This window comes from Nocardia sp. 348MFTsu5.1 (genome assembly GCF_000383535.1).
Lineage (GTDB): Bacteria > Actinomycetota > Actinomycetes > Mycobacteriales > Mycobacteriaceae > Williamsia > Williamsia faeni.
The window spans coordinates 201,054-222,232 of the sequence record NZ_KB911514.1 but is presented as its reverse complement, the minus strand read 5'-3'; the positions used below and the strand labels follow the sequence as shown (position 1 = coordinate 222,232).

Genomic DNA, 21,179 nt, shown 5'->3' with positions numbered 1-21,179 from the left:
GCTCAGGCTTTCGCCTCTGCAGCTTCGGCGGGTGCAGCCGCGGCCTCGTCTTCGACGGGGACCAGGCTGATCTTGCCGCGATCGTCGATGTCGGCGATCTCCACGCGGATCTTCTCACCCACGTTGACCACGTCTTCGACCTTGGCGATCCGCTTGCCCTTGCCCAGCTTCGAGATGTGGACGAGGCCGTCACGGCCCGGGAGCAGCGAGACGAACGCACCGAAGGTGGTCGTCTTGACGACGGTTCCGAGGAACCGCTCGCCCACCTTGGGCAACTGCGGGTTGGCGATGGCGTTGATCATGTCGATCGCGGCCTGGGCAGACGGACCATCGGTGGCGCCGACGAACACGGTGCCGTCGTCTTCGATGGAGATGTTCGCACCGGTCTGCTCGGTGATCGAGTTGATCATCTTGCCCTTGGGCCCGATGACCTCGCCGATCTTGTCGACCGGGACCTTGACCGTGGTGACACGCGGAGCGAACGGGCTCATCTCGTCGGGCTCGTCGATGGCCTCGGCCATGACCTCGAGGATGGTGTTCCGTGCGTCCTTGGCCTGAGCGAGCGCCGAAGCCAGCACGCTCGAGGGGATGCCGTCGAGCTTGGTGTCGAGCTGCAGGGCCGTCACGAAGTCCTTGGTTCCGGCGACCTTGAAGTCCATGTCACCGAAGGCATCTTCGGCGCCGAGGATGTCGGTGAGTGCGACGTAGCGGGTCTGACCGTCGACCTCGTCGGAGACCAGGCCCATGGCGATACCGGCAACCGGCGCCTTGAGCGGCACACCGGCGTTCAGCAGCGACATCGTCGATGCACAGACCGAGCCCATCGAGGTCGAACCGTTGGAGCTCAATGCCTCCGACACCTGGCGGATGGCGTACGGGAACTCCGCGACGCTCGGCAGCACCGGCATCAGAGCGCGCTCGGCGAGTGCGCCGTGCCCGATCTCGCGACGCTTCGGCGAACCGACACGACCGGTCTCACCGGTCGAGTACGGCGGGAAGTTGTAGTGGTGCATGTAGCGCTTGCTCGTCTCGGGTCCGAGCGAGTCGACCTGCTGAGCCATCTTGACCATGTCGAGGGTGGTGACGCCCATGATCTGGGTCTCGCCACGCTCGAACAGTGAGCTGCCGTGTGCACGCGGGATGATCGCGACCTCGGCCGACAGCGAACGGATGTCGGTGACACCGCGTCCGTCGATCCGGAAGTGGTCGGTCAGGATGCGCTGGCGCACGAGCTTCTTGGTCAGCGACCGGTATGCGGCGCCGATTTCCTTCTCGCGGCCTGCGAACTGATCGGTGAGCTGGCCGAGGATGTCGACCTTGAGCTCGTCGGTCTTGTCGTCGCGCTCGGACTTGCCCGCGATGCTCAGGATCTCTCCGAGACGCGCAGCTCCGGCAGCCTCGACGGCAGCGAAGACGTCGTCGCCATACGGCGGGAACAACGGGAAGTCACCGGTCGGCTTGGCGGCCTCGGCGGCAAGCTTCTGCTGTGCCTCGCACAGACGCGCGATGAACGGCTTGGCGGCCTCGAGGCCCTCGGCGACAATCGCCTCGGTCGGCGCCTGGGCGCCACCCTCGATGAGCTCGATCACGTTGTCGGTGGCCTCGGCCTCGACCATCATGATGGCGACATCGGCGGAATCACCTTCGCCACCGACGATGCGGCCGGCGACGACCATGTCGAAGACAGCGCCTTCGAGCTGCTCGACCGTCGGGAATGCCACCCACTGGCCGGCCTTGTTCTCGTCGGTCGGGATCAGGGCGACGCGCACGCCACCGACAGGTCCGGAGAACGGCAGTCCGGCGATCTGGGTCGATGCCGAAGCAGCGTTGATCGCGACGACGTCGTACAGGTCGTTGGGATTGAGGCTCAGGATGGTGACGACAACCTGGATCTCGTTGCGCAGGCCGTCGACGAACGACGGACGCAGCGGCCGGTCGATGAGGCGGCAGGTGAGAATGGCGTCGGTGGACGGACGGCCTTCACGACGGAAGAACGATCCGGGGATGCGGCCGGCGGCGTACATACGCTCTTCGACGTCCACGGTCAGCGGGAAGAAGTCGAACTGGTCTTTCGGGTGCTTGCCGGCGCTGGTGGCCGAGAGCAGCATGGTCTCTTCGTCGAGGTAGGCGACAACTGCGCCGGCTGCCTGCTGGGCGAGACGTCCGGTCTCGAAACGGATGGTGCGGGTGCCGAAGGTGCCGTTGTCGATGATGGCGGTCGCTTCGGTGATCTCGTCGTCGTACTCCACAGCGTCTGTGCTGGTGACGTCGGTCATGTGTGGGAATCTCCTACGTTTGGGCTCGAGGTTCGCGACCGACCTGCAAGCGGTCGGCCGGCTCGCGGGCAAACACACGCGAGTAGGCCCTGAGCCAGGAGAACGCTTGCTGTCGCCGTGTGACGGCCGTCGATCGAAGCCGCCGGACGTCGTCTATATTCCGGGAGCCACTACCGAAGACCGCTCACCAGTGCGGACGCACAGACGAACATTTTCCTGGCACAAAAGCCAAGCCGAGGATATCACTTGACATCCCCGGCTTTGACAATCTTGAGTTACTTCGGCCCAACCTTGCCGGTCAGGCACTACTTACCGCACGACCCGCCGAGGCGAGTCGGGTTGGCACCTAGCGGCGCAGGCCGAGGCGCTCGATCAACGAGCGGTAGCGCTGCACATCGACCTTGGCGACGTACTTGAGCAGCCGGCGACGCTTGCCGACCAGCAACAGCAGTCCGCGACGGCTGTGGTGATCATGCTTGTGCTGCTTGAGGTGCTCGGTCAGGTCCACGATGCGCTTGGTGAGCATTGCGACCTGGGCCTCCGGAGACCCGGTATCGGTCTCGTGCAGGCCGTACTCGGCCAGAATGGTCTTCTTTTCTTCAACGGTCAGTGCCACAAAAACTCCTGGTTATGACGATCGCGCGTGAGTGGTCGAACATCGATGACCTACCAGGCCACCGGATGATCGTGGTGCGGCCACCGCGAACCGCAGCGCACACCAACGAACAACTGTACCGGCGGGCCCGCCACCGGGCCAAATCGTCTGCTAAGGGAGCAGCAGCCGGGTCTGGTCCACGTCGGCGGAGATCTGATCGATCAGGTTCGAGACCTTGTCGTACTTCACCTGACCCCGGATCCGGGCGACGAAGTCCACGGCCACGTGCTGGCCGTACAGATCGGCGGAGGTGTCGAGGACATACGCCTCGATCGTCCGGGTCCGGCCCGAGAACGTCGGGTTCGTCCCGACCGAGACCGCAGCCCGGTAGCTCTCCCCCGGTTCCACCTGACCGACCACCGGTCCGGCGCCGAGCACCGTGAACCAGGCGGCGTACACCCCGTCGGCCGGGATGGCCGAGTACATCGGTGGGGCGATGTTGGCGGTCGGGAATCCGAGGTCGCTGCCGCGGCCGTCTCCCCGCACCACAACACCTTCGACGCGATGTGGTCGTCCGAGCGCTTCGGTGGCGGTCGCGACGTCACCGGCGTCGACACACGACCTGATGTACGTCGACGACAACGTGACGGCATGCTCTCCGAGAAGTGAGACGGCTTCGACCTCGAAGCCGAAGCGCTCGCCGAACTTGCGCAGGGTGTCGACGTTGCCCGCCGCTTTCTTGCCGAAGGTGAAGTTGTCGCCGACGACGACCACCTGAGCGTGCAGTCGCTCGACGAGAACCTCGTGGGCAAAATCCTTGGGCGTCTGGGAGGCCAGGATGGGTGTGAACGGCATGACACAGAAGACGTCGATACCGAGTTCTTCGGCCAGCTCGGCGCGACGGGTCAGGGTCGAGAGCTGCGGCGGATGACTTCCCGGGCGCACGACTTCGGCCGGGTGGGGATCGAACGTCATCAGGACCGCGGGCACACCACGTTCTTTGGCAGCCCGGATGGCCCTGGTGATCAGTTGAGCATGCCCCCGGTGGACGCCGTCGAACACGCCGATCGTGACCACACATCTGCCCCAGTCCGCGGGGATATCGTCAAGCCCTCGCCAACGCAACACCGCACAAGCCTACGACTCCGTTCATGCCGGTGCGACAGCGCACACTCCCGGGCGCGCCGACCGAGCATCGGTGAGTGCCCGGCGATGAATTGATTGGTGCGGCAATGACACAGATTCCAGTCACTCGTCATAAACTCGATCGGTGCCCTCCTCTGAGACTCCCCCCGAATCCACGGTGGACCCTGCCACTCTGGCGGGGTTGAAGGCGGTCTCCGAACTGTCGACGGTCACCCAGGACTATCTGAAGGTCATCTGGACCGGGCAAGAGTGGAAGCCCGAGAAGATCACGACCAAGATGCTTGCGGAAAAGCTCGGTGTCTCCCCCTCGACGGCCTCCGAGGCAATCCGCAAACTCGCTGATCAGGGCCTGGTGGTGCACGAACGCTACGGGTCGATCACCCTGACCGAGACCGGCCGCACCGCCGCGATCCTGATGGTCCGGCGCCACCGCCTGCTCGAGACCTTCCTCGTTCGCGAACTCGGATACAGCTGGGATGAGGTCCACGACGAGGCCGAGGTCCTCGAACACGCGGTCTCCGACCGGTTCATGGCACGCCTCGACACCAAACTCGATCATCCGACCCGCGATCCACACGGCGACCCGATCCCGTCCATCGACGGTTCCGTTCCCACCCCGGACGCCTCGCTGCTGGCAGATCTCGAAGTCGGCGCCGGCGGACGCATCGCCCGGATCGCCGACACCGATCCGGAAATGCTGCGCTACTTCGATTCCGTCGGTATCGCCCTCGATCGGCAGGTCACCATCCGTGAACTCCGGCCGTTTGCCGGGACCATCGAGATCAGTATCGACGAAGGCACACCGATCAACCTGGGAGACATTGCCGCCCGCGCGATCTGGCTCGTCACCGCCTGACGTTCGGCCCCACCTGCACCACTGCCGTCACTACCCCGGACCACCGCCACCTCCGTCGAGCGTGCCGATATCACCGCCGACCGTGCCGAAATCACCGTTGACCGTGCCAATGATGCTCTCGCCCTGGGAGTTTCGGCACGGTCGACGGCCCGTTCGGCACGCTCGGCGGTCTGTTCGGCACGGTCGGCGGCCCCGTTCGGCACGCTCGACGGCGCATCGACGACGCCTGCACAAGAGGTCTCCGGCCACCGCCGCCGAGCGTGCCCTAGATACCGTCGACCGTGCCCAAAATGCCACTGCCCAAACCGTTTTGGCACGCTCGACGGCCCGTTGGGCACGGTCGGCGGCTTGTTCGGCACGCTCGGCGGCTCGTTGGGCACGCTCGACGGAGGGTGGGTCAGTGGCCTCGGAGGGTCGCGGGCCTGACCACCATGACCGAGCTCGCACGGCGGCCCTTCTCCTGCAGCAGCGCGATAGTGTGACCGTCCGGATCGATGGCGGCGTAGGTGCCTTCCATGCCGATCGGTTCGAGCCAGCGACCCTGGCTGATGGATTCGGCTTCGTCGGCACTGATGTTGCGGTGCGGGAACGCGAATTGGGCAGCCGAATCGATGTCGAGCGAGACACCCGGGTCGTCGGCCACATCTTCTAGCGTGCGCGCGACGTCGAGGCCGAACGGTCCGACCCTGGTGCGGCGCAACGACGTCAGATGTCCCCCGACACCCAGAGCGGCACCGAGATCGCGGGCCAGCGACCGGATGTATGTGCCGGCCGAGCATTCGACCTCGACGTCGACATCGGTGTAGGTGACCTCATCGGGGTTGTTCTCGGCGGGCGGCACCACCCGGACCTCACCGACCTCGAAGCGGGACACCGTGACCGGTCGCGCCTTCAACTCGAACTCGGCGCCGTCACGGGCGAGTGCATGCGCCCTGCGACCGTCGACCTTGATCGCACTGACCCGCGCCGGGATCTGGCTGATGTCGCCGGTCAGTGCCGCGACATGTGCCGTGATCTGGTCGAGTTCGACGTGCCCGGCATCGGCCGACGAGATGACCTCGCCCTCGGCGTCATCGGTGTCGGTTGCCGCACCGAGGCGGATGGTGGCCGTGTAGGCCTTGGTGGTCAGAGAAAGCAGACCGAGCATCTTGGTCGCCCGCTCGACCCCGATCACCAGTACGCCGGTGGCCATGGGATCCAGGGTGCCGGCGTGCCCGACCTTCCTGGTCTTGAGCAGCTTCCGGCAGGCGGACACCACATCGTGGCTGGTCATACCCTGGGCTTTGTCCACGATCAGCAGGCCGGCGCCGTCGAGGCCGGAACTCAACTTGCTCATAGCGAGATCACCGCGATGATCAGGCCACCCTCGACAAGCCACCGACCGTCGAAACCAAGCAGCGGTTCACCACCGTCGACGGTGGCGCCGTCGACCAGTAGCTCACTACGAAACGTGCCCATGGTCCCCGATCCGGTCTGTTCGAACGTGATGTGTGCATCCTCGAATCCCAGCCACCGCTTGGTCAGCGGAAACCAGGCCTTGTACGTTGCCTCCTTGGCGCAGAACAGGAGTCGATCCCAGTGCACGGAATCGTCTCGCACCGCCAGGACCTCCCGTTCGGGCTCCAGACTCACCGCGTCGAGGACCCCGTCGGGCAGCGGCGCGTGCGGTTCGGCATCCATACCGAGCGAGCGCACCTGCATCGAGTACCCGGCGATGGCAGCCCGGTAACCGTCACAGTGGGTCAGGCTTCCGACCACCTGCCGTGGCCACAGCGGCTCACCCTTCTCGCCCCGCATGATCGGTACCGGATCGATGCCCAACTGGCCCAATGCTTCTCGGGCACACTTCCGCGTGGTGACAAATTCCTTGCGCCGCTTCTCAACAGCCCGCGCGATCAGCCCGGCCTCGGCGGGCATCGGCGCATGATCGGGCATCTCACCAAACGATTCGGCCACCGCAACCCCGGAGGGCAACAGCTTTTCGATCATGGTGTCCCGCGATTCTGTGCGCGTTCGGCTCTGCGAGCCTTCACATCTTCACGCTTGCGCGCCAACTTCTCAGCGAACTCGGCGGCCCGCTCGCGGTAGTCGGGCGGCAGTTCGAATCGGGCACCGTGGTCGGGCAGGTGCTCGGGCCGCAGACCATCGTCGGGTGTGATCTTGCGGAGCAACGGCTCGGGCAGACCACGCCGATTCCATTCCCGGGGATAGCCGACCGAGACCTCCTCGAAGCGGACATCGTCGTACCAGGTGGTCCGGGGGATGTGCAGGTGTCCGTAGACGCAACACGTCGCGTTGTACCGGGTGTGCCAGTCGGCGGTCAGTTCGCTGCCACACCACAGCGCGAACTCCGGGTACATGAGCGTATCGGTGGGTTCGCGGCGCAGCGGCCAGTGGTTGATGAGTACCTTCGGCTCGGCCCGATCGAGCTGGTCCAACCGCTTTCGGGTTTGCTCGATCCGCGCACGACCCCAGGCGTCACGTGTGGGGTACGGCTCAGGCGACAACAGGAACTCGTCGGTGGCGACGACGTTGTTCTCGCGTGCGACCGCCAGTGCCTGCAGCTTGTTGGTGGTTCCGGCGGGACGAAAGGTGTAGTCGTACAACAGGAACATCGGGACCACCCGAACCGGCGTCGACCCATCGCGGGGATCGAACAACGGGTATATGTCCTCGGGGGTGACCACTCCGAGGTCACGGCACATCTGGACGAGGTAGTCGTACCGGGCCACCCCGAAGATCTGCATCGGATCCTTGGCGGTGGTGTACAGCTCGTGATTGCCGGGGACCCAGATGACGGTCTCGAATCTGGCCTTCAGGCGACGGAGGGTGTCGGAGAGGTCGTCGGTGCGCTCGCTCACATCACCGGCGACGATGAGCCAGTCACCCTCGTCGTGCGGATGGATCCTGTCGATCACCGATTCGTTGCCGCGATGTGCGACATGCAGGTCACTGATCGCCCACAATGTCGCCATGGAAATCCCTTCGCGCGTACCTGCCCGGACGTTTTGCCCCAACACGCGAGGGTAGTCGACCAGACGACGGCGGCGTTGCCTGGCTATCCCGCCGGACGCGTCTCCAGGTCCTTCGCGACGGTCTCGAAGCGTTCACTACCGAGGCCTTTGATCCACCGCTTGACCCCTGCCGCCGGCAAAGAACCACCATTGTCCAGCACCCATCGGGTGTAGACCTCGGACGCCAGGTCGACGGCCACATCAGCGCCACGATCTTTCACTGCTGGGCGTTGGAGTACCCGCCACCCCCGCTTGAACAGCGAGCCGCCCGAGGTCGTGAAGGACACCGCCACCACACTCAGCATGTTCAGCACCCGATAGGGACCCTTCAGGGTCTTGTGCAGGACCACCTCCTGCGGCTCGGTGACGAGCCGACTGTCCACGAACGCCAGCTCGGCGGCGCGAGCCTCCTCGACCATCCATTTCAACGACCTGTTCGCCAGCTCCGACTCGGGGTATCCACCGCCGACATCGCTGTGCACACCGTCGAACCAGATCTGTTTGACGTCGGACGTCGCCTTCTTGTTCTCCGTCCAGAGCGCCGGAGCAAATGCCCGCCGACGCTCGTGAATTGCCAAGGCGTGCCTGGCGGTGGCGACCTGGGGTGTCAGCGACACATTGTGGAATTGGTACTTCCGGCGTGTCACGCCTGGAACGCCCAGGGTTCCGACGGTGTCGAACACCCCGAGGAAACGGATGAACTCGTCATGCTTGTCGTAACAGTCGGCCCTGAAGTCGGCCGCGGCCTCGGACCATTCGGGAGTGGGCTCCTCGCCATCGGCCGGCCGCCCACGGTAGAGCGGCATCGCTTTCGACAGTTTGTTCTTCACCAGCCCGTCGGGCGTGAGCAGTCCGATCGCATTGATCATCCCCGCCAGGCTGCGCGCCGTGTAGGCACCGCGACTGAATCCGAACACGTAGATCTGGTCGCCTTCTTGGTAGTTCAACGCCAGAAACCGGTAGGCCCCGACGATCGCCGCGTCGAGTCCCAGCCCGAAAGCACCACCGGCGAGCTTCTCGAATTTGGTTGCGCCGGTACCGACTCCGGCCGCGTAGTAGACGATCTGCATGGGAAGATCTGCCGGAGCCGGATCGACCGCCCGCGCGATTTTTTCGATGTTCGAGACGTCTTTGTCGTCCGCGCTCTTCCACGTTCCGTCGCAGCACACAACCAGATTCTTCACTGCCCGCCCTCCCGTCGAACCTCTGTCAGTTCTCGTTTCTCAGCAACGTTGTCAGGTCCGCCCGATCAGAGAGATCCAACTTGGTGCAGGCCCGGTAGATGTGTCCTTCGACGGTGCGCACCGACACCGTCAGCCGTTCGGCGATCGCCTTGTTCGACAAACCGGCCGCCACCAGGGTGGCGATCTCCCGCTCCCGGGCCGTCAGCGGCAATGGATGCGCGGCCGCGACCAGGGCCGGGGTCCGCAAGCCGCCACATTCGGCCGACAACCGGCCCGCGATGGCCGCCGACGATGCCATTGCTGCCCGGTCGCCGGCCGCGTCGTGAACGTTGGCGGCCTGCGCGGCGGCGTCGGCAGCCGAGATCAGCGCACCGATCTGCGCCAACTCATCTGCACTCGCGTCCAAGGCCGCGCCATCACCCGCTGCGACCGCCGCGGCATGGCGGGCGTAGGCACCAACCAGAACCCCGTCGACTTCACCTGCCAATTCGGCCAACCGCGGCGCGGCCGTCTCATCGCCGAACCGGGCCGCGGCGTGCAGCGCTTCGGCCTCGATACCGAACTGCCCAGCCGCCGAAGCCTCCCTGGCCGCGGCCTGAGCGACGGAGACCGCTTCCCCTGTCACCCCCTGCGCTGCCGCAAGCCACGCCTCGGTGATCCTCAGTTGGGGGGCGAACACCGCAACGTACCGCCCTTCGCGCCGCCTGGCCTCGGTCAATACGCGGAGCGCGTCGGTGTCGCGGCCCAATGCCGAATATGACTGCGCCAAAATGATTCTGCCCGGAAAGCTCCAGGCCGCAGCAGACGTGGTGTCCAGTGCCGCCAGCGACTGCTCGCAGCGTCCGACAGCCGACTGAAGGCGTCCACAGGCCAGATCCACATTCCCCATCACGATGTTCGCGATCGCCCAGCCGAGAAACTGGCCGGCGGTCCTGAACTGTAGGTTGCGGGCCGCTTCCTTGCCGCCTTCATCGAACTGCCCGGTCAGGGTCAACCCGATCACGGCCCCGTACCCGCCCATGAACTTGAGCAGGCCATCGACCTTCGTCTCGACCTTCCGTCCACGCGCAGCGATCTCGGCGACCTCGGAGCCGCGTCCACTCAGTGCCCGCGCCAGACCGCCACCGAAGCACGCCCACTCCAGCGCGTAGGGCGACGCCCGTGGGGCGTCGAGTACCTTCTGGGATCGTTCGAGGGCCTCGGTGAGGCGGCCTTCGAACAACGCACAGGCCGACGCGAGGCCCTCAACGACCAATTCCAGTGCCGGATCATCGATTCGATCGGAGACCAGTGCCAGCACCTCGTCGGCGCGACGACTCTCACCCATCGTCCACAGCAGGTTGCTGATTCGGGTCAACCCCCACTGCACCAGCTGGACCGGGTCCATGTCTGCGGGGTCGAACGCCGTGAGTGTCTTGTCGGATGCCTCGGCCTTGCCTTGCCAAAGCAACGCCCGGGCAAGGAGATTCGCCGCGGCCAACCCGCCACCCGCATCGAGCGCGGCCTGCGCGAATCGTTCGCCCAGTGGGATATTCGCCAGCGAGATCGCATCGTTGGCCGCCCGGCTCATCAGCTCGACATCCACTTTTTCGTCGCTGTCGAGGGAGAGCTCCGCCAGCTTGATGCGCTCGGCGGCGGTTCTCAGGTCCCGACCCGCGAGAGCTTTCACCAACTGGCCCCGCAGTCGCCGTGACGACGCGATTCCCAGTCGGCGGCGGATCACATCACCGAACAGCGGATGTGTGTAGTGGACGTTGAACCGGGACCCCTCGCGTGCCACCCGGATCAGGCCACGGGTTTCGGCGTCGTCAACTGCGGTGTCACCCGCGAGTTCGCACAGCACGTCGATGTCCAAGGGCTCGCAGAACGTGAGCAGTTTGAGTACGTGCAGCGACTCGTCGTCGAGGTGGTCGATGCGACTTTCGAGCAAAGAGGCCAGCTCGGAAGTGACTGCGGCCCGGCCCCGCAACTGCCACACACCACGGACCTGCCGCAACGCACCCGATTCCAGGGCGCCTTCGACGAGATGGTGCAGAAAAAGCGCGTTGCCCCCGGAAGCATCCCAGATGACATCGGCACTCAAACCTTCGAGACGACCACCCAAGACCGATTCGATCAGCTCGACGCTCTGCTCTTTCGAAAACGGCGAGAGAACCAGCCGCACCAGGTGACGGTCTTTCCACAGTGAGGTCACCGCATCCGGCACCACCTCACCACTGCGGACCGTCGCGATGATCCGGACCGCCCGGTCGATGGCCAGCTGGTGCAGCAGTGTTGCCGACAGCTCGTCGAGGAGGTGCGCGTCGTCGACACCGATGACCGTGTCGCCACCGGCCAGCAGCGCGGCCCGGGCGGCGGACATGAAGGTGACGGGATCGGTCGACGTCGAGGGCCCGACAAGATGTGCAAAAGCACCCAGCGGGATGCTGCGCGCCGATTCGGTACCGGCCACCCAGCGCACCTGCCCGGCCATCGTCCCGGTGGCATAGCGCGCCAAAGTGGTCTTGCCCACGCCGGGTTCACCCGTGAGCACAACACCGAGGTCTGGTGCCTCGGACGCGAGAGCCGACTGGATCGTCTTGAACTCCCGCTCGCGTTCAATCAACGGCCATGTACGAGCCACGGGTAAATACTAGGCCGCAACTGCCCGGTTTGAAGGTTAACTCTGCGGGTCAGGCCGTTTCGCCACCGTTGTCCAGCGCCCGCCACGCACCCGCCAGAGCACGGTGACCAGCCGAAGTGCCATGAATACGACCAATCCTGACCAGATTCCGGCCAAACCCCAATCGAAGATCAGCGACAACCAGATCAACGGGAAGAATCCGATCAGTGCACACGCGAGTGTCGCATTTCGGAGAAATGCCGCGTCCGCACTGCCCAGGAGAACGCCGTCAAGAGCGAATACCACGCCGGCGATCGGCAATATCGCGACAAAGAACCACCACGGGGTGCTCACCGCTTCGAGTACGTCAGGGTCCGACGTGAATATCCTCGGCACCAGCGAACTCCCCAAGGCGAAAAACACCGCCAGCAGGATCGAGACCCCCACCGACCATTGCGTCACCCGGCGAGTGACCCGCCACGCCGCCGGAACCGCACCCGCACCGAGCGCTGCGCCGACCAGCGCCTGTGCCGCGATCGCGAACGAATCGAGCAATAGCGCCACGAAGTTCCACAACTGGAGCACCAGCTGATGAGAGGCCACCGCCGCGACCCCGAAGCGGCTTGCCACGGCGGCCGCCGACAGAAAGCAGATCTGAAAGGACAGACTCCGGATGATCAGGTCTCGCCCCAACACCAACTGCCCAACCATGACCGACCATTCCGGTCGCCGGCTCGGCAGATGTTCGCGTGCGCATTCGGCGATCACGCGAGTCGCGAACAAGATCCCCGCGATGCTCTGCCCGACCACATTCGCAACCGCGCTGCCCTCCAGTCCCATCTCCGGCGCACCCAGCAATCCGTGTACCAACATTGGACACAGAACAGCTGAAACACCGAGTCCGGCAACCACATACACAATCGGCCGACGGGTGTCCTGCACTCCACGCATCCAGCCGTTGCCGGCCATCGACAGCAAGATCAGGGGGACGCCGAACACCGCGATCCGAAGCCAGCTGGTCGCCTCGTCGGCCACCGATCCCCCGCCGGTGAGCGCGGACAGAATCCATGGGGCACCGAGCTGGACCACGGCAACAATCGCGGTGCCGATCCCGAGAGCGATCCAGGTGGCCTGCATACCTTCGAAGACGGCGCCGGCGCGATCACCGGCACCGAACTTCTGTGCGGCCCGCGCGGTGGTGCCGTAGGACAGAAAAGTCAATTGAGTGCTGACGACCCCCAGCACCAGGACGCCCACACCCAGCGCGGCGAGGTCGGTCCCTCCGAGTCGGCCGACCACGGCCAGGTCGAGCATCAAATACAGCGGCTCGGCGATCAAGACAACCAGCGCCGACAGCGAGAGCCGGAGAATCCGATTGTTCGTCGGATTGAATTCCGGGCTCGCGAGCGCGCCCTGGGATTGCTCGGATTCGGAACTCACACCGAAGCGAGGAAGTGCCTGACGACCTCTGCGGCGGTTCCGGAGGCACCGAAGCCGGCCGCGAGTTGATGGCCACCGCCGCCATGTGCCACTGCGATCGGAACCAGGTCGACCTCCGACTTGGCCCGCATCGACACCGTCCACTGGCCCGGAGAGCCCTCTTTGAACACCACGGCCACCTCGGCCTCGGCGGTTGTCCGAACGATGTCGACCACGCTCTCGCTCTCCTCCCAGCTCAATGCTGCTGCGGAGTCGTGGTCGACAATGGCGTACACCAGCCCGCGACCATCGAACGCCGACTCGATCAGCACCGCGGAGTCGAGCGCCGCCGACACCATGGCAAGCCAGGCAAATCTGTGGGTGTCGAGCAGTGTCCGGGTCCAGCGGCGGCCATCGACACCGACATCGAGCATTCGTGCCGCGATCAGGTGCGACTTCGGACGACCCCACTTGAACGAGCCGGTATCGGTGACAACGCCGGCGTAGATGCAGGTCGCCATGTCGAGGTCGACGGTCACACCGAGCTCGTCGATGATCGACAGAACGAGCTCGGCGGTGCAATCCGCTTGCGGGTCAACATAATTGATCGTGCCGAAGCCCTCGTTGGAGATGTGGTGATCGATGACGATCGAGTGGGTCGCCGATTCGACCAACGCGGACAGGGCTTCGAGACGGTAGATACTCGCGCAGTCGACCGCCACCACCACCGGATGGCCGACAACGTCTTTCGAGTCCAAGATCAGATCTGCGCCGGGCAGCTGGGCAAGTGCCGTCGGCAGCTCCGTCGGTCCGGCGAAACTGAGCTCGACCGCGGTGCCGAGCCGGCGCAGCGCCTCCGCGATCGCCAGTCCGCTGCCGATCGTGTCGGCATCGGGCCGGGTGTGACAGAGCACTGTGACCGCCGGGGCCACAGAGAGAACCTCGGCCACGGACCGCAATGCCTCGTCGAACGGAGCCTTGGTACTACTCACCGCTCGCCTGTGCTTGCCGCGCCGTCCCCGGAATCATCGTCATCGTCATTTGCCCGTGGTTCACGGTACGGGTCGGGGTCACCGGCCGGAGCCGCATCGCGGGCGAGCCGGGCCACCTCTTCGTCCTGCAGGCGGGCACGCTCGAGCAGCTCTTCCATTTCCTTCGCGGTGTCGGGAACCCGGTCGAGGACAAACGTCAGGGTCGGGGTGAACCGGACACCGGTTCCGGCACCCACCTTCGACCGCAGAACCCCGGTGGCCTTGGCCAATCCGGCGGCGGCCGACGAGTAGTCGGGTGGCGTGTCCAGCGAGGGACCCATCACCGTGTAAAAGATCGTTGCATCATGCAGGTCACCGGTGACTTTTGCGTCGGTGACCGTCACATAGGCGAGCCGGGGATCCTTGATCTCACTCGCAATCGCCGACGCGACGATCGACGAGATCCGCTTCGCCAGCCTCTGTGCCCGTGCCGGGTCTGCCATGGCAGCTCACACTCCTGTTTCCCGATGATCCGACGCCAGCCGGAACACCCATTGTGACTCATCCTCAATCGTCGCTGCCGCGAACAATCCGACGAACCGACAGTACTTCGATCTCGGGACGATTGGACACCAGCGACTCGCAGGCGTCCAGGATTTCACCGACGTGCCGAGCGTCACCGGCCACCGCCGCGACCCCTATTCGGGCGCGGCGGTGAAGGTCGAGATCGTCGACCTCGGCGACAGCCACCCGCAGACGCGCCAGTGATGCGACGATGGGTCGCACCACTGAGCGCTTCTGCTTGAGTGAGTGGATGTCGCCGAGCAGAAGGTCGATCTCGAGCGAACCGACAAACATCTCAGCTTGGCGGGACTATCAGTCCCGCGCCTTCTCCCGCAACTCGTAGGTCTCGATCACGTCATCGACCTTGATATCGTTGTACGTGATCGTCAGACCACATTCGTAACCGTCGCGAACCTCGGTGGCATCGTCCTTCTCCCGCTTGAGCGAGGAGATGGTGAGGTTCTCTGCGACGACCACATTGTCACGCAGCAGCCGCGCCTTGGCGTTGCGTCGCATGATGCCCGAGGTGACGAGACAACCGGCGATGTTGCCGACCTTGGACGACCGGAAGATCGCCCGGATGTCCGCCCGACCCAGCTCGACCTCTTCGTAGACCGGCTTGAGCAGACCCTTGAGTGCGCTCTGGATCTCGTCGATGGCCTGGTAGATCACCGAGTAGTACCGGATGTCCACGCCTTCGCGGTTGGCCAGCTCGGTTGCCTTGCCCTCTGCCCGGACGTTGAACCCGATGATGATCGCGTTCGACGCCGACGCCAGGTTGACGTTGGTCTCCGTGACGCCACCGACACCGCGGTCGATGACGCGCAACTGCACCTCGTCGTCGATCTCGATGCCCATGAGGGCCTCTTCGAGGGCTTCCACGGTTCCCGAGTTGTCGCCCTTGAGGATCAGGTTCAGCTGTGAATGTTCCTTCAGTGCCGAATCCAGGTCTTCCAGGCTGATCCGCTTGCGGCTGCGGGCAGCCAGTGCGTTGCGCTTACGCGCATTGCGGCGGTCGGCGATCTGACGAGCGATGCGATCCTCGTCGACCACGAGCAGGTTGTCGCCTGCACCCGGGACCGACGTGAAGCCGATGACCTGGACAGGTCGCGACGGCAGCGCCGCGGCCACGTCTTCGCCGTGCTCGTCGACCATCCGACGAACACGTCCGTAGGCGTCGCCGGCCACGATCGAGTCGCCGACCCGCAGCGTTCCGCGCTGGATGAGCACGGTTGCCACCGGTCCACGGCCGCGGTCGAGGTGTGCCTCGATGGCAACACCCTGAGCGTCCATGTCCGGGTTGGCACGCAGGTCGAGCGAGGCATCCGCGGTCAGCAGCACTGCTTCGAGCAGTGCGTCGATGTTGGTGCCCTGCTTGGCCGAGATGTCGACGAACATCGTCTCTCCACCGAAGTCTTCTGCGACCAGCCCGTATTCGGTGAGCTGGGCACGGATCTTCTGCGGATCAGCACCTTCCTTGTCGATCTTGTTGACCGCCACCACAATCGGCACGTCGGCCGCCTGCGCATGGTTGATCGCCTCGACCGTCTGCGGCATGACGCCGTCGTCGGCTGCGACCACGAGGATCGCAATATCGGTGGCCTTCGCACCACGGGCACGCATGGCGGTGAACGCCTCGTGACCGGGGGTGTCGATGAAGGTGACGAGTCGTTCGACACCTTCGAGCTCGGTGAGGACCTGGTAGGCACCGATGTGCTGCGTGATGCCGCCGGCTTCGCCCTCGCGGACGTTCGCCTTACGGATCGTGTCGAGCAGTCGGGTCTTACCGTGATCGACGTGACCCATGACGGTCACCACCGGCGGACGCTGTTCGAGATCGTCCTCGCCACCCGCATCCTCGCCGTAGGTGAGGTCGAAGGAGTCGAGCAGTTCGCGATCTTCGTCTTCCGGGCTGACAACCTGGACGGTGTAGTTCATCTCGCCGCCGAGCAGCTCCAGCGTCTCGTCGTTGACCGACTCGGTCGCTGTGACCATCTCGCCGAGATTGAACAACGCCTGTACGAGTGCCGCCGGGTTCGCATTGATCTTGTCTGCGAAGTCGGACAGCGAAGCTCCACGAGCAAGGCGAATGGTTTCGCCGTTGCCACGTGGCAACCGGACGCCGCCGACTGCGGGCGCCTGCATGCTCTCGTACTCGGCGCGTTTTGCCCGCTTCGACTTGCGGCCACGACGAACGGCACCACCGGGACGACCGAACGCGCCGGCTGCGCCGCCACGACCACGGCCACCGCCACCGGGACGACCCCGGAATCCACCGGGGGGGCCTCCGGGTGCACCGGTCGGAGCACCGGCACCGGCACCGCCGCCACCGCCACCTGGGCCACCGCGGTAGCCACCGCCGCCGCCGCCGCCACCGGGACGACCGCCGCCACCGCCGGGTCCACCGCGGGCGCCGCCGGGTCCACCGCGAGCGCCACCGGGTCCACCGGGGCCACTGGGTCGAGCCGAGCGTGCCGGCATCGCACCCGGGTTGGGGCGAGGAGGCATGCTACCGGGGCTGGGACGAGGTCCGCCCTGACCCGGTGCGGGACGGGGACCGCCCTGACCCGGGGCCGGACGACCACCGGCTGCCGCGCCACCCGCGCCGGGACGCTGTCCCGAGCCGGGACGGGCTCCACCCTGTCCCGGTGCGGGACGCGAAGCGGGCCGTTCGACGGGTGCTGCACTTGAGTAAGGGTTGTTGCCGACCCGCGGTGCGCGCGGACCGGGCTTGGGGCCACCGGGACGTGCGGCCGGAGCCGGACGTGACTGGGGTGCCGGAGACTGGGCTGCTGCTGCGGCCGGGGCTTCGGACGCAGCGGGAGCCGGTGTGCTCTTTGCGGCTGCCGGTGCTGCCGGTGCGGGTGCACTGGGAGCAGGGGCGGGCGCCGACGGGGCCGGTGCCTGCGCAGCGGGGCGCGGAGCCGGGGTCGGAGCTGCCTTCGGCGCAGGGGTCGGCCGCGGTGCACCGGGCTTGGCGCCGGTGGACGGTGCTGCCGGAGCACCTGCATTGCTGGTGGATACCGGTCCCGGACGCGCGGCGCCCGGCTTTGCCGGTGATGATTGTCCGGCCGGGGCAGTGCCTCCGGCGGATGCTGATTGCCCTCCGGCGTTACCGGCGGGGGCGTCCTTCCCTGGGAAGGACTGGCGTAGTCGCCGGGCCACGGGGGCCTCAACGGTCGACGACGCAGATTTGACGAACTCGCCCTGCTCGCTGAGTCGTGCAAGCACTTCCTTGCTTGTCACTCCCAGTTCTTTGGCCAATTCGTGCACGCGGGCCTTGCCTGCCACTGCTCTCCTCACTTGGAGGTCGAGCGGCATTGCCCGCTACGACCTCGGTTTACGTCCGAAACGTGCTCATCGCAAGAACTTCACGGTGTGCTCATGTCTTCTGCTACCTGTTCCTTAGTGGCCGACTGCTGCCGGCCTCTCTGTTTGGCCACCGATTCGATCTCTCGACTCAGTAGATCGGCGTCGACGGTCAACCCGCCGATCCGAAATGCCCTGGCGAAGGCCTTGCGCTGAATCGCGGTTCCCAAGCAATCGGGATCCGGATGCAGCCAGGCGCCACGCCCTGACATGGTCCGCCGATGGTCGATCACGACCACCGTCTGATCATCGTCGCGCCGCATGGCCAGCCGAACGAATTCGGTGGCCGGGTGACACTGTCGACATCCGACGCATGTACGCATCGGCAGATTTTCGCGGTGGGGCGAAGGATCACTGTGGACCACCGGTGAGTCTACCGCCCACTGCGAGTCAGATGCTAATGACACCCGTCTCGGCACGTCGGATTCAGCTCGCACCTGCCGCAGACGGCTCCGTGTCCGAATCGGTCTGGGCGTCGCTGCGGATGTCGATCCGCCATCCGGTGAGCCGGGCGGCCAGGCGTGCGTTCTGGCCTTCTTTGCCGATGGCCAGGGACAACTGGTAATCGGGCACCACGACACGGGCCGCCTTCGCCGCGAGATCGACGACTGTGACAGATACCACCTTCGACGGCGAGAGTGCATTGCCGACGAATACCGCCGGGTCGTTGTCGTAGTCGATGATGTCGATCTTCTCGCCGGCGAGCTCGCTCATCACGTTGCGTACCCGCTGCCCCATGGGACCGATGCAGGCGCCCTTGGCGTTGAGGCCGGACACCCCGGTGTGAACCGCGATCTTCGACCGGTGGCCGGCCTCGCGGGCCACCGCCACGATCTCGACCGATCCGTCTTCGATCTCGGGGACCTCGAGCGAGAAGAGCTTGCGCACGAGATTGGGGTGCGTGCGCGACAGTGTGATCTGCAGACCACGGGCCCCGCGGGCGACACCGACGACGTAGCACTTGATCCGCTCGCCGTGCACGTATGTTTCTCCGGGCACCTGCTCGGCAGGCGGCAGCACACCCTCTTGGCCGGTGGCCTCGCTACCGATGCGGACAACGACCATGCCTCGGGCATTGGCCCGCGCATCCTGCTGCACGACGCCACCGACGATCTCGCCCTCATGTGTGGAGAACTCGCCGAAGTTCTTGTCGTGCTCGGCATCTCGAAGGCGCTGCAGGATCACCTGACGCGCTGTGGTGGCCGCGATGCGCCCGAAACCCTCAGGGGTGTCGTCCCATTCGGAGATGACGTTGCCGTCGGAGTCACGCTCCTGCGCCATCACCCGGACCTGGCCGGATTTGCGGTCGACGTCGATGTACGCGTGCGGCGCGAACCCGTCGGTGTGCCGGTAAGCCGTCAGCAGTGCCGACTGGATGGTCTCGATCACGGCATCGATCGTGATGCCCTTTTCGGCCTCGATCATGCGGAGCGCTGCGATATCGATATTCATTTGTTCCCTTTCCTTCTTGCCTCGATCTGCTCGGGATCAAGGCCGCACACCTCGAGTTCGGCAGCACCCGGCTCGCCGAAATCAACCTGCACAAATGCTTTGCGTACTGATGCGAGTGCCACCCTGGTGGTGGCGAAACCCTTACTTGTCCTTGTGACCAACGCAACGCCCGACTGGTCCTCGTCGAGGACCCCGATCCGGCCGGCGAGTCGCTCTGGCGGATCGGCGACGAGGTCGACCACCACCTTGCGGCCGGCAGCGCGGCGCCAGTGGCGCGGCTGCGTCAGTGGGCGGTCCACACCCGGAGATGTGACTTCGAGTGTGTAGGTCGGCAATGCTGCAAACACGTCTTCGTGTTGCGCGCCGGTCTCTTCGTCCGTGCCGTCGAGGATCACCGAGATCGAGCGGCTCAACTCGGCCAGCTCGTCGAGCGACGCGCCGCCGTCGCGGTCGACGACCAACTTCACCAGATTCTCCGGGCCCGTCGCCACAACCGACAGTTCCTCGACGTCGTACCCCTTGTCGGTGACCACCGGTTCGATCAGTTCACTGATCCGATCGTGGTCGATTGCCCCGGGCATCGGCGTCTCCTCCATGTGCAGTTGTCAGGTCTTTGCTCCGACCAGCTTAACGCCCCGCGCCACCTGCTCTTGACCATCGGCCGCACCGCGGCGTGACGAGTGGGCCACAGTGGGGTCGCGAACCGCCGAGCGGTGAGCAGATCTGCCCCCGCTCGCGCGGGCTGGCACTATGACCGTTGTGACGGTCAGCGAAGTTTCGGCGATAGGCGACATGCGGGGAATCACGCCCTCCCGCCGCGCATTTCTGCAATCAGCGGTGGCGTTCGCCGCGGGCGGGGCCGCGATCGCCGCGGTCGCCGCCTGTGGCACGAGCGCCGAGATCACCGCGCAACAACTCCTTGCCGACCAGCTCCTGCCACAGGTGACCGCTGCCAACACCGATGCCGCCGAGGCGACCGCCGCGATCGCGGGCAACCCGGATCGGGCCGCAGCCCTCACCGTCATCGCCGATCAGCGAACAGAGCATGCCGTCGCCCTGACCGACGAGATCACCCGACTCGATGCCGGGCGGGCCGAGACCGCGTCCAGTTCGGCCACGCCGAGCCCCGCGGTGACCACCCCACCCACCATCGATGCCCTGCGCAGCCGGCTCACCGCTTCAGCCCTCTCGGCCGGAAACCTGGCGACCGAACTCGACGGCTACGTCGCCGGACTGCTCGGGTCGATCAGCGCCGGAACCACAACTCTTGCGGCGGTGCAGCTTTCATGACCACGACGACAGATGCGATCGCCGTTGCCCTGGATGCGGAAAATGCCGCGATCTTCACCTACGGCGTGGTCGCAGCCCATGCCGCATCCGTGCGGGACCAGATGATCAGCGAGTACACCGCCGAACATCGTGCGCAGAGAACCGAATTGGAAGCTGCCCTGACTGTCGCCCAGGCCGCTGTTCCGGCGGCGGCCGCCGGCTACAACCTGCCCGTACCCGTGACCGATCCGGTGTCGGCGCTGACCGTGGCGCTGGCCGTCGAAGAAGACTGCGCGATCGCCTATCGCAGCGTGATCGAGCAGGCAGCCGATCCAGAGGGCCGCCGGCTCGGTCTGCGCGGACTGACGGCGAGTGCGGTCCGGGCGGCACAGTGGCGAGTGGTGCTCAGGATCTCACCCGCCACCGTTGCCCTGCCCGGCGGAGACGCAGCGTAGCTCGATC

The 21,179-nt window shown here is 65.6% G+C and carries 19 protein-coding genes; 3 read left to right on the top strand and 16 right to left on the bottom strand.

Annotated elements, in window-relative coordinates:
• Window positions 1-2 precede the first annotated feature (2 nt).
• The 3 genes from H290_RS0113575 to H290_RS0113565 all read right to left on the bottom strand — a co-directional run bounded on the left by H290_RS0113575 (window position 3) and on the right by H290_RS0113565 (window position 3,999).
• Window positions 3-2,276: a polyribonucleotide nucleotidyltransferase gene (locus tag H290_RS0113575; RefSeq protein ID WP_020107355.1), complete on the bottom strand. Its 2,274-nt coding sequence runs from the start codon at window positions 2,274-2,276 to the stop codon at window positions 3-5.
• 346 nt (window positions 2,277-2,622) lie between these two features.
• A complete protein-coding gene (rpsO, locus tag H290_RS0113570) occupies window positions 2,623-2,892 on the bottom strand; it encodes a 30S ribosomal protein S15 (RefSeq protein WP_020107354.1) in 270 nt (89 codons plus the stop codon).
• A 150-nt stretch (window positions 2,893-3,042) separates the two neighbouring features.
• A complete protein-coding gene (locus tag H290_RS0113565; RefSeq protein WP_081631577.1) occupies window positions 3,043-3,999 on the bottom strand; it encodes a bifunctional riboflavin kinase/FAD synthetase in 957 nt (318 codons plus the stop codon).
• Window positions 4,000-4,174: 175 nt separating this feature from the next.
• On the opposite strand from H290_RS0113565, the gene H290_RS0113560 reads away from it, so the two are divergent.
• Entirely contained in the window at window positions 4,175-4,873 is a 699-nt protein-coding gene (locus H290_RS0113560) for a metal-dependent transcriptional regulator (RefSeq protein ID WP_020107352.1), read from the top strand.
• A gap of 397 nt (window positions 4,874-5,270) precedes the next feature.
• Here H290_RS0113560 and truB read toward each other — a convergent pair whose 3' ends face one another.
• The 13 genes from truB to rimP form a co-directional block, all read right to left on the bottom strand.
• Complete coding sequence (gene truB / locus H290_RS0113555) at window positions 5,271-6,209, bottom strand: tRNA pseudouridine(55) synthase TruB (protein ID WP_020107351.1); 939 nt, start codon at window positions 6,207-6,209, stop codon at window positions 5,271-5,273.
• A complete protein-coding gene (locus H290_RS0113550; protein ID WP_020107350.1) occupies window positions 6,206-6,862 on the bottom strand; it encodes a 4'-phosphopantetheinyl transferase in 657 nt (218 codons plus the stop codon). Before H290_RS0113550 ends, truB begins: the two co-directional genes overlap by 4 nt.
• Window positions 6,859-7,848 carry a metallophosphoesterase gene (locus tag H290_RS0113545; RefSeq protein ID WP_020107349.1) on the bottom strand — a complete coding sequence of 330 codons (990 nt, stop codon included), beginning with the start codon at window positions 7,846-7,848 and terminating at the stop codon, window positions 6,859-6,861. Before H290_RS0113545 ends, H290_RS0113550 begins: the two co-directional genes overlap by 4 nt.
• Window positions 7,849-7,931: 83 nt before the next feature.
• Window positions 7,932-9,071, bottom strand: coding sequence for a DUF2235 domain-containing protein (locus H290_RS28555; protein WP_020107348.1), 1,140 nt, complete (start codon window positions 9,069-9,071; stop codon window positions 7,932-7,934).
• Window positions 9,072-9,096: 25 nt separating this feature from the next.
• On the bottom strand, window positions 9,097-11,694 hold the full coding sequence (locus H290_RS0113535; RefSeq protein WP_020107347.1) for a LuxR family transcriptional regulator: 2,598 nt from the start codon (window positions 11,692-11,694) through the stop codon (window positions 9,097-9,099).
• Between the two features lie 36 nt (window positions 11,695-11,730).
• Window positions 11,731-13,113 (bottom strand): MATE family efflux transporter, encoded by a 1,383-nt coding sequence (locus H290_RS0113530; RefSeq protein ID WP_020107346.1) that lies wholly within the window; start codon window positions 13,111-13,113, stop codon window positions 11,731-11,733.
• Complete coding sequence (locus tag H290_RS0113525) at window positions 13,110-14,084, bottom strand: bifunctional oligoribonuclease/PAP phosphatase NrnA (RefSeq protein WP_020107345.1); 975 nt, start codon at window positions 14,082-14,084, stop codon at window positions 13,110-13,112. Before H290_RS0113525 ends, H290_RS0113530 begins: the two co-directional genes overlap by 4 nt.
• Window positions 14,081-14,566: a 30S ribosome-binding factor RbfA gene (rbfA, locus tag H290_RS0113520; RefSeq protein ID WP_020107344.1), complete on the bottom strand. Its 486-nt coding sequence runs from the start codon at window positions 14,564-14,566 to the stop codon at window positions 14,081-14,083. The genes H290_RS0113525 and rbfA overlap by 4 nt, the downstream gene beginning before the upstream one ends.
• A 64-nt stretch (window positions 14,567-14,630) precedes the next feature.
• Entirely contained in the window at window positions 14,631-14,921 is a 291-nt protein-coding gene (locus tag H290_RS0113515) for a DUF503 domain-containing protein (protein ID WP_020107343.1), read from the bottom strand.
• Between the two features lie 18 nt (window positions 14,922-14,939).
• Window positions 14,940-17,918 carry a translation initiation factor IF-2 gene (gene infB, locus H290_RS28550; RefSeq protein ID WP_036518881.1) on the bottom strand — a complete coding sequence of 993 codons (2,979 nt, stop codon included), beginning with the start codon at window positions 17,916-17,918 and terminating at the stop codon, window positions 14,940-14,942.
• An 80-nt stretch (window positions 17,919-17,998) separates the two neighbouring features.
• Window positions 17,999-18,319, bottom strand: a complete 321-nt coding sequence (locus H290_RS28545; protein WP_036518971.1) for a YlxR family protein — start codon at window positions 18,317-18,319, stop codon at window positions 17,999-18,001.
• 103 nt (window positions 18,320-18,422) lie between these two features.
• Window positions 18,423-19,448: a transcription termination factor NusA gene (gene nusA, locus H290_RS0113490; RefSeq protein ID WP_020107340.1), complete on the bottom strand. Its 1,026-nt coding sequence runs from the start codon at window positions 19,446-19,448 to the stop codon at window positions 18,423-18,425.
• Window positions 19,445-20,029: a ribosome maturation factor RimP gene (gene rimP / locus H290_RS0113485; RefSeq protein WP_028463156.1), complete on the bottom strand. Its 585-nt coding sequence runs from the start codon at window positions 20,027-20,029 to the stop codon at window positions 19,445-19,447. Before rimP ends, nusA begins: the two co-directional genes overlap by 4 nt.
• 178 nt (window positions 20,030-20,207) lie before the next feature.
• Here rimP and H290_RS28540 point away from each other — a divergent pair, with 178 nt between their 5' ends.
• Together H290_RS28540 and H290_RS0113475 are read left to right on the top strand one after the other, a co-directional pair.
• Window positions 20,208-20,738 (top strand): hypothetical protein, encoded by a 531-nt coding sequence (locus H290_RS28540; protein ID WP_231373633.1) that lies wholly within the window; start codon window positions 20,208-20,210, stop codon window positions 20,736-20,738.
• Window positions 20,735-21,172 (top strand): ferritin-like domain-containing protein, encoded by a 438-nt coding sequence (locus tag H290_RS0113475; protein ID WP_020107337.1) that lies wholly within the window; start codon window positions 20,735-20,737, stop codon window positions 21,170-21,172. The genes H290_RS28540 and H290_RS0113475 overlap by 4 nt, the downstream gene beginning before the upstream one ends.
• The last annotated feature ends 7 nt before the right edge of the window (window positions 21,173-21,179 follow it).

What these genes read in the sequence shown, in the direction of transcription:
- H290_RS0113575 (WP_020107355.1), bottom strand. Translation starts at nt 2,276, where the DNA reads ATGACCGACGTCACCAGCACAGACGCTGTGGAGTACGACGACGAGATC.
- truB (WP_020107351.1), bottom strand. Translation starts at nt 6,209, where the DNA reads ATGAGCAAGTTGAGTTCCGGCCTCGACGGCGCCGGCCTGCTGATCGTG.
- H290_RS0113550 (WP_020107350.1), bottom strand. Translation starts at nt 6,862, where the DNA reads ATGATCGAAAAGCTGTTGCCCTCCGGGGTTGCGGTGGCCGAATCGTTT.
- H290_RS0113545 (WP_020107349.1), bottom strand. Translation starts at nt 7,848, where the DNA reads ATGGCGACATTGTGGGCGATCAGTGACCTGCATGTCGCACATCGCGGC.
- rbfA (WP_020107344.1), bottom strand. Translation starts at nt 14,566, where the DNA reads ATGGCAGACCCGGCACGGGCACAGAGGCTGGCGAAGCGGATCTCGTCG.
- H290_RS0113515 (WP_020107343.1), bottom strand. Translation starts at nt 14,921, where the DNA reads ATGTTTGTCGGTTCGCTCGAGATCGACCTTCTGCTCGGCGACATCCAC.
- H290_RS28545 (WP_036518971.1), bottom strand. Translation starts at nt 18,319, where the DNA reads ATGCGTACATGCGTCGGATGTCGACAGTGTCACCCGGCCACCGAATTC.
- nusA (WP_020107340.1), bottom strand. Translation starts at nt 19,448, where the DNA reads ATGAATATCGATATCGCAGCGCTCCGCATGATCGAGGCCGAAAAGGGC.
- rimP (WP_028463156.1), bottom strand. Translation starts at nt 20,029, where the DNA reads ATGCCCGGGGCAATCGACCACGATCGGATCAGTGAACTGATCGAACCG.
- H290_RS0113475 (WP_020107337.1), top strand. Translation starts at nt 20,735, where the DNA reads ATGACCACGACGACAGATGCGATCGCCGTTGCCCTGGATGCGGAAAAT.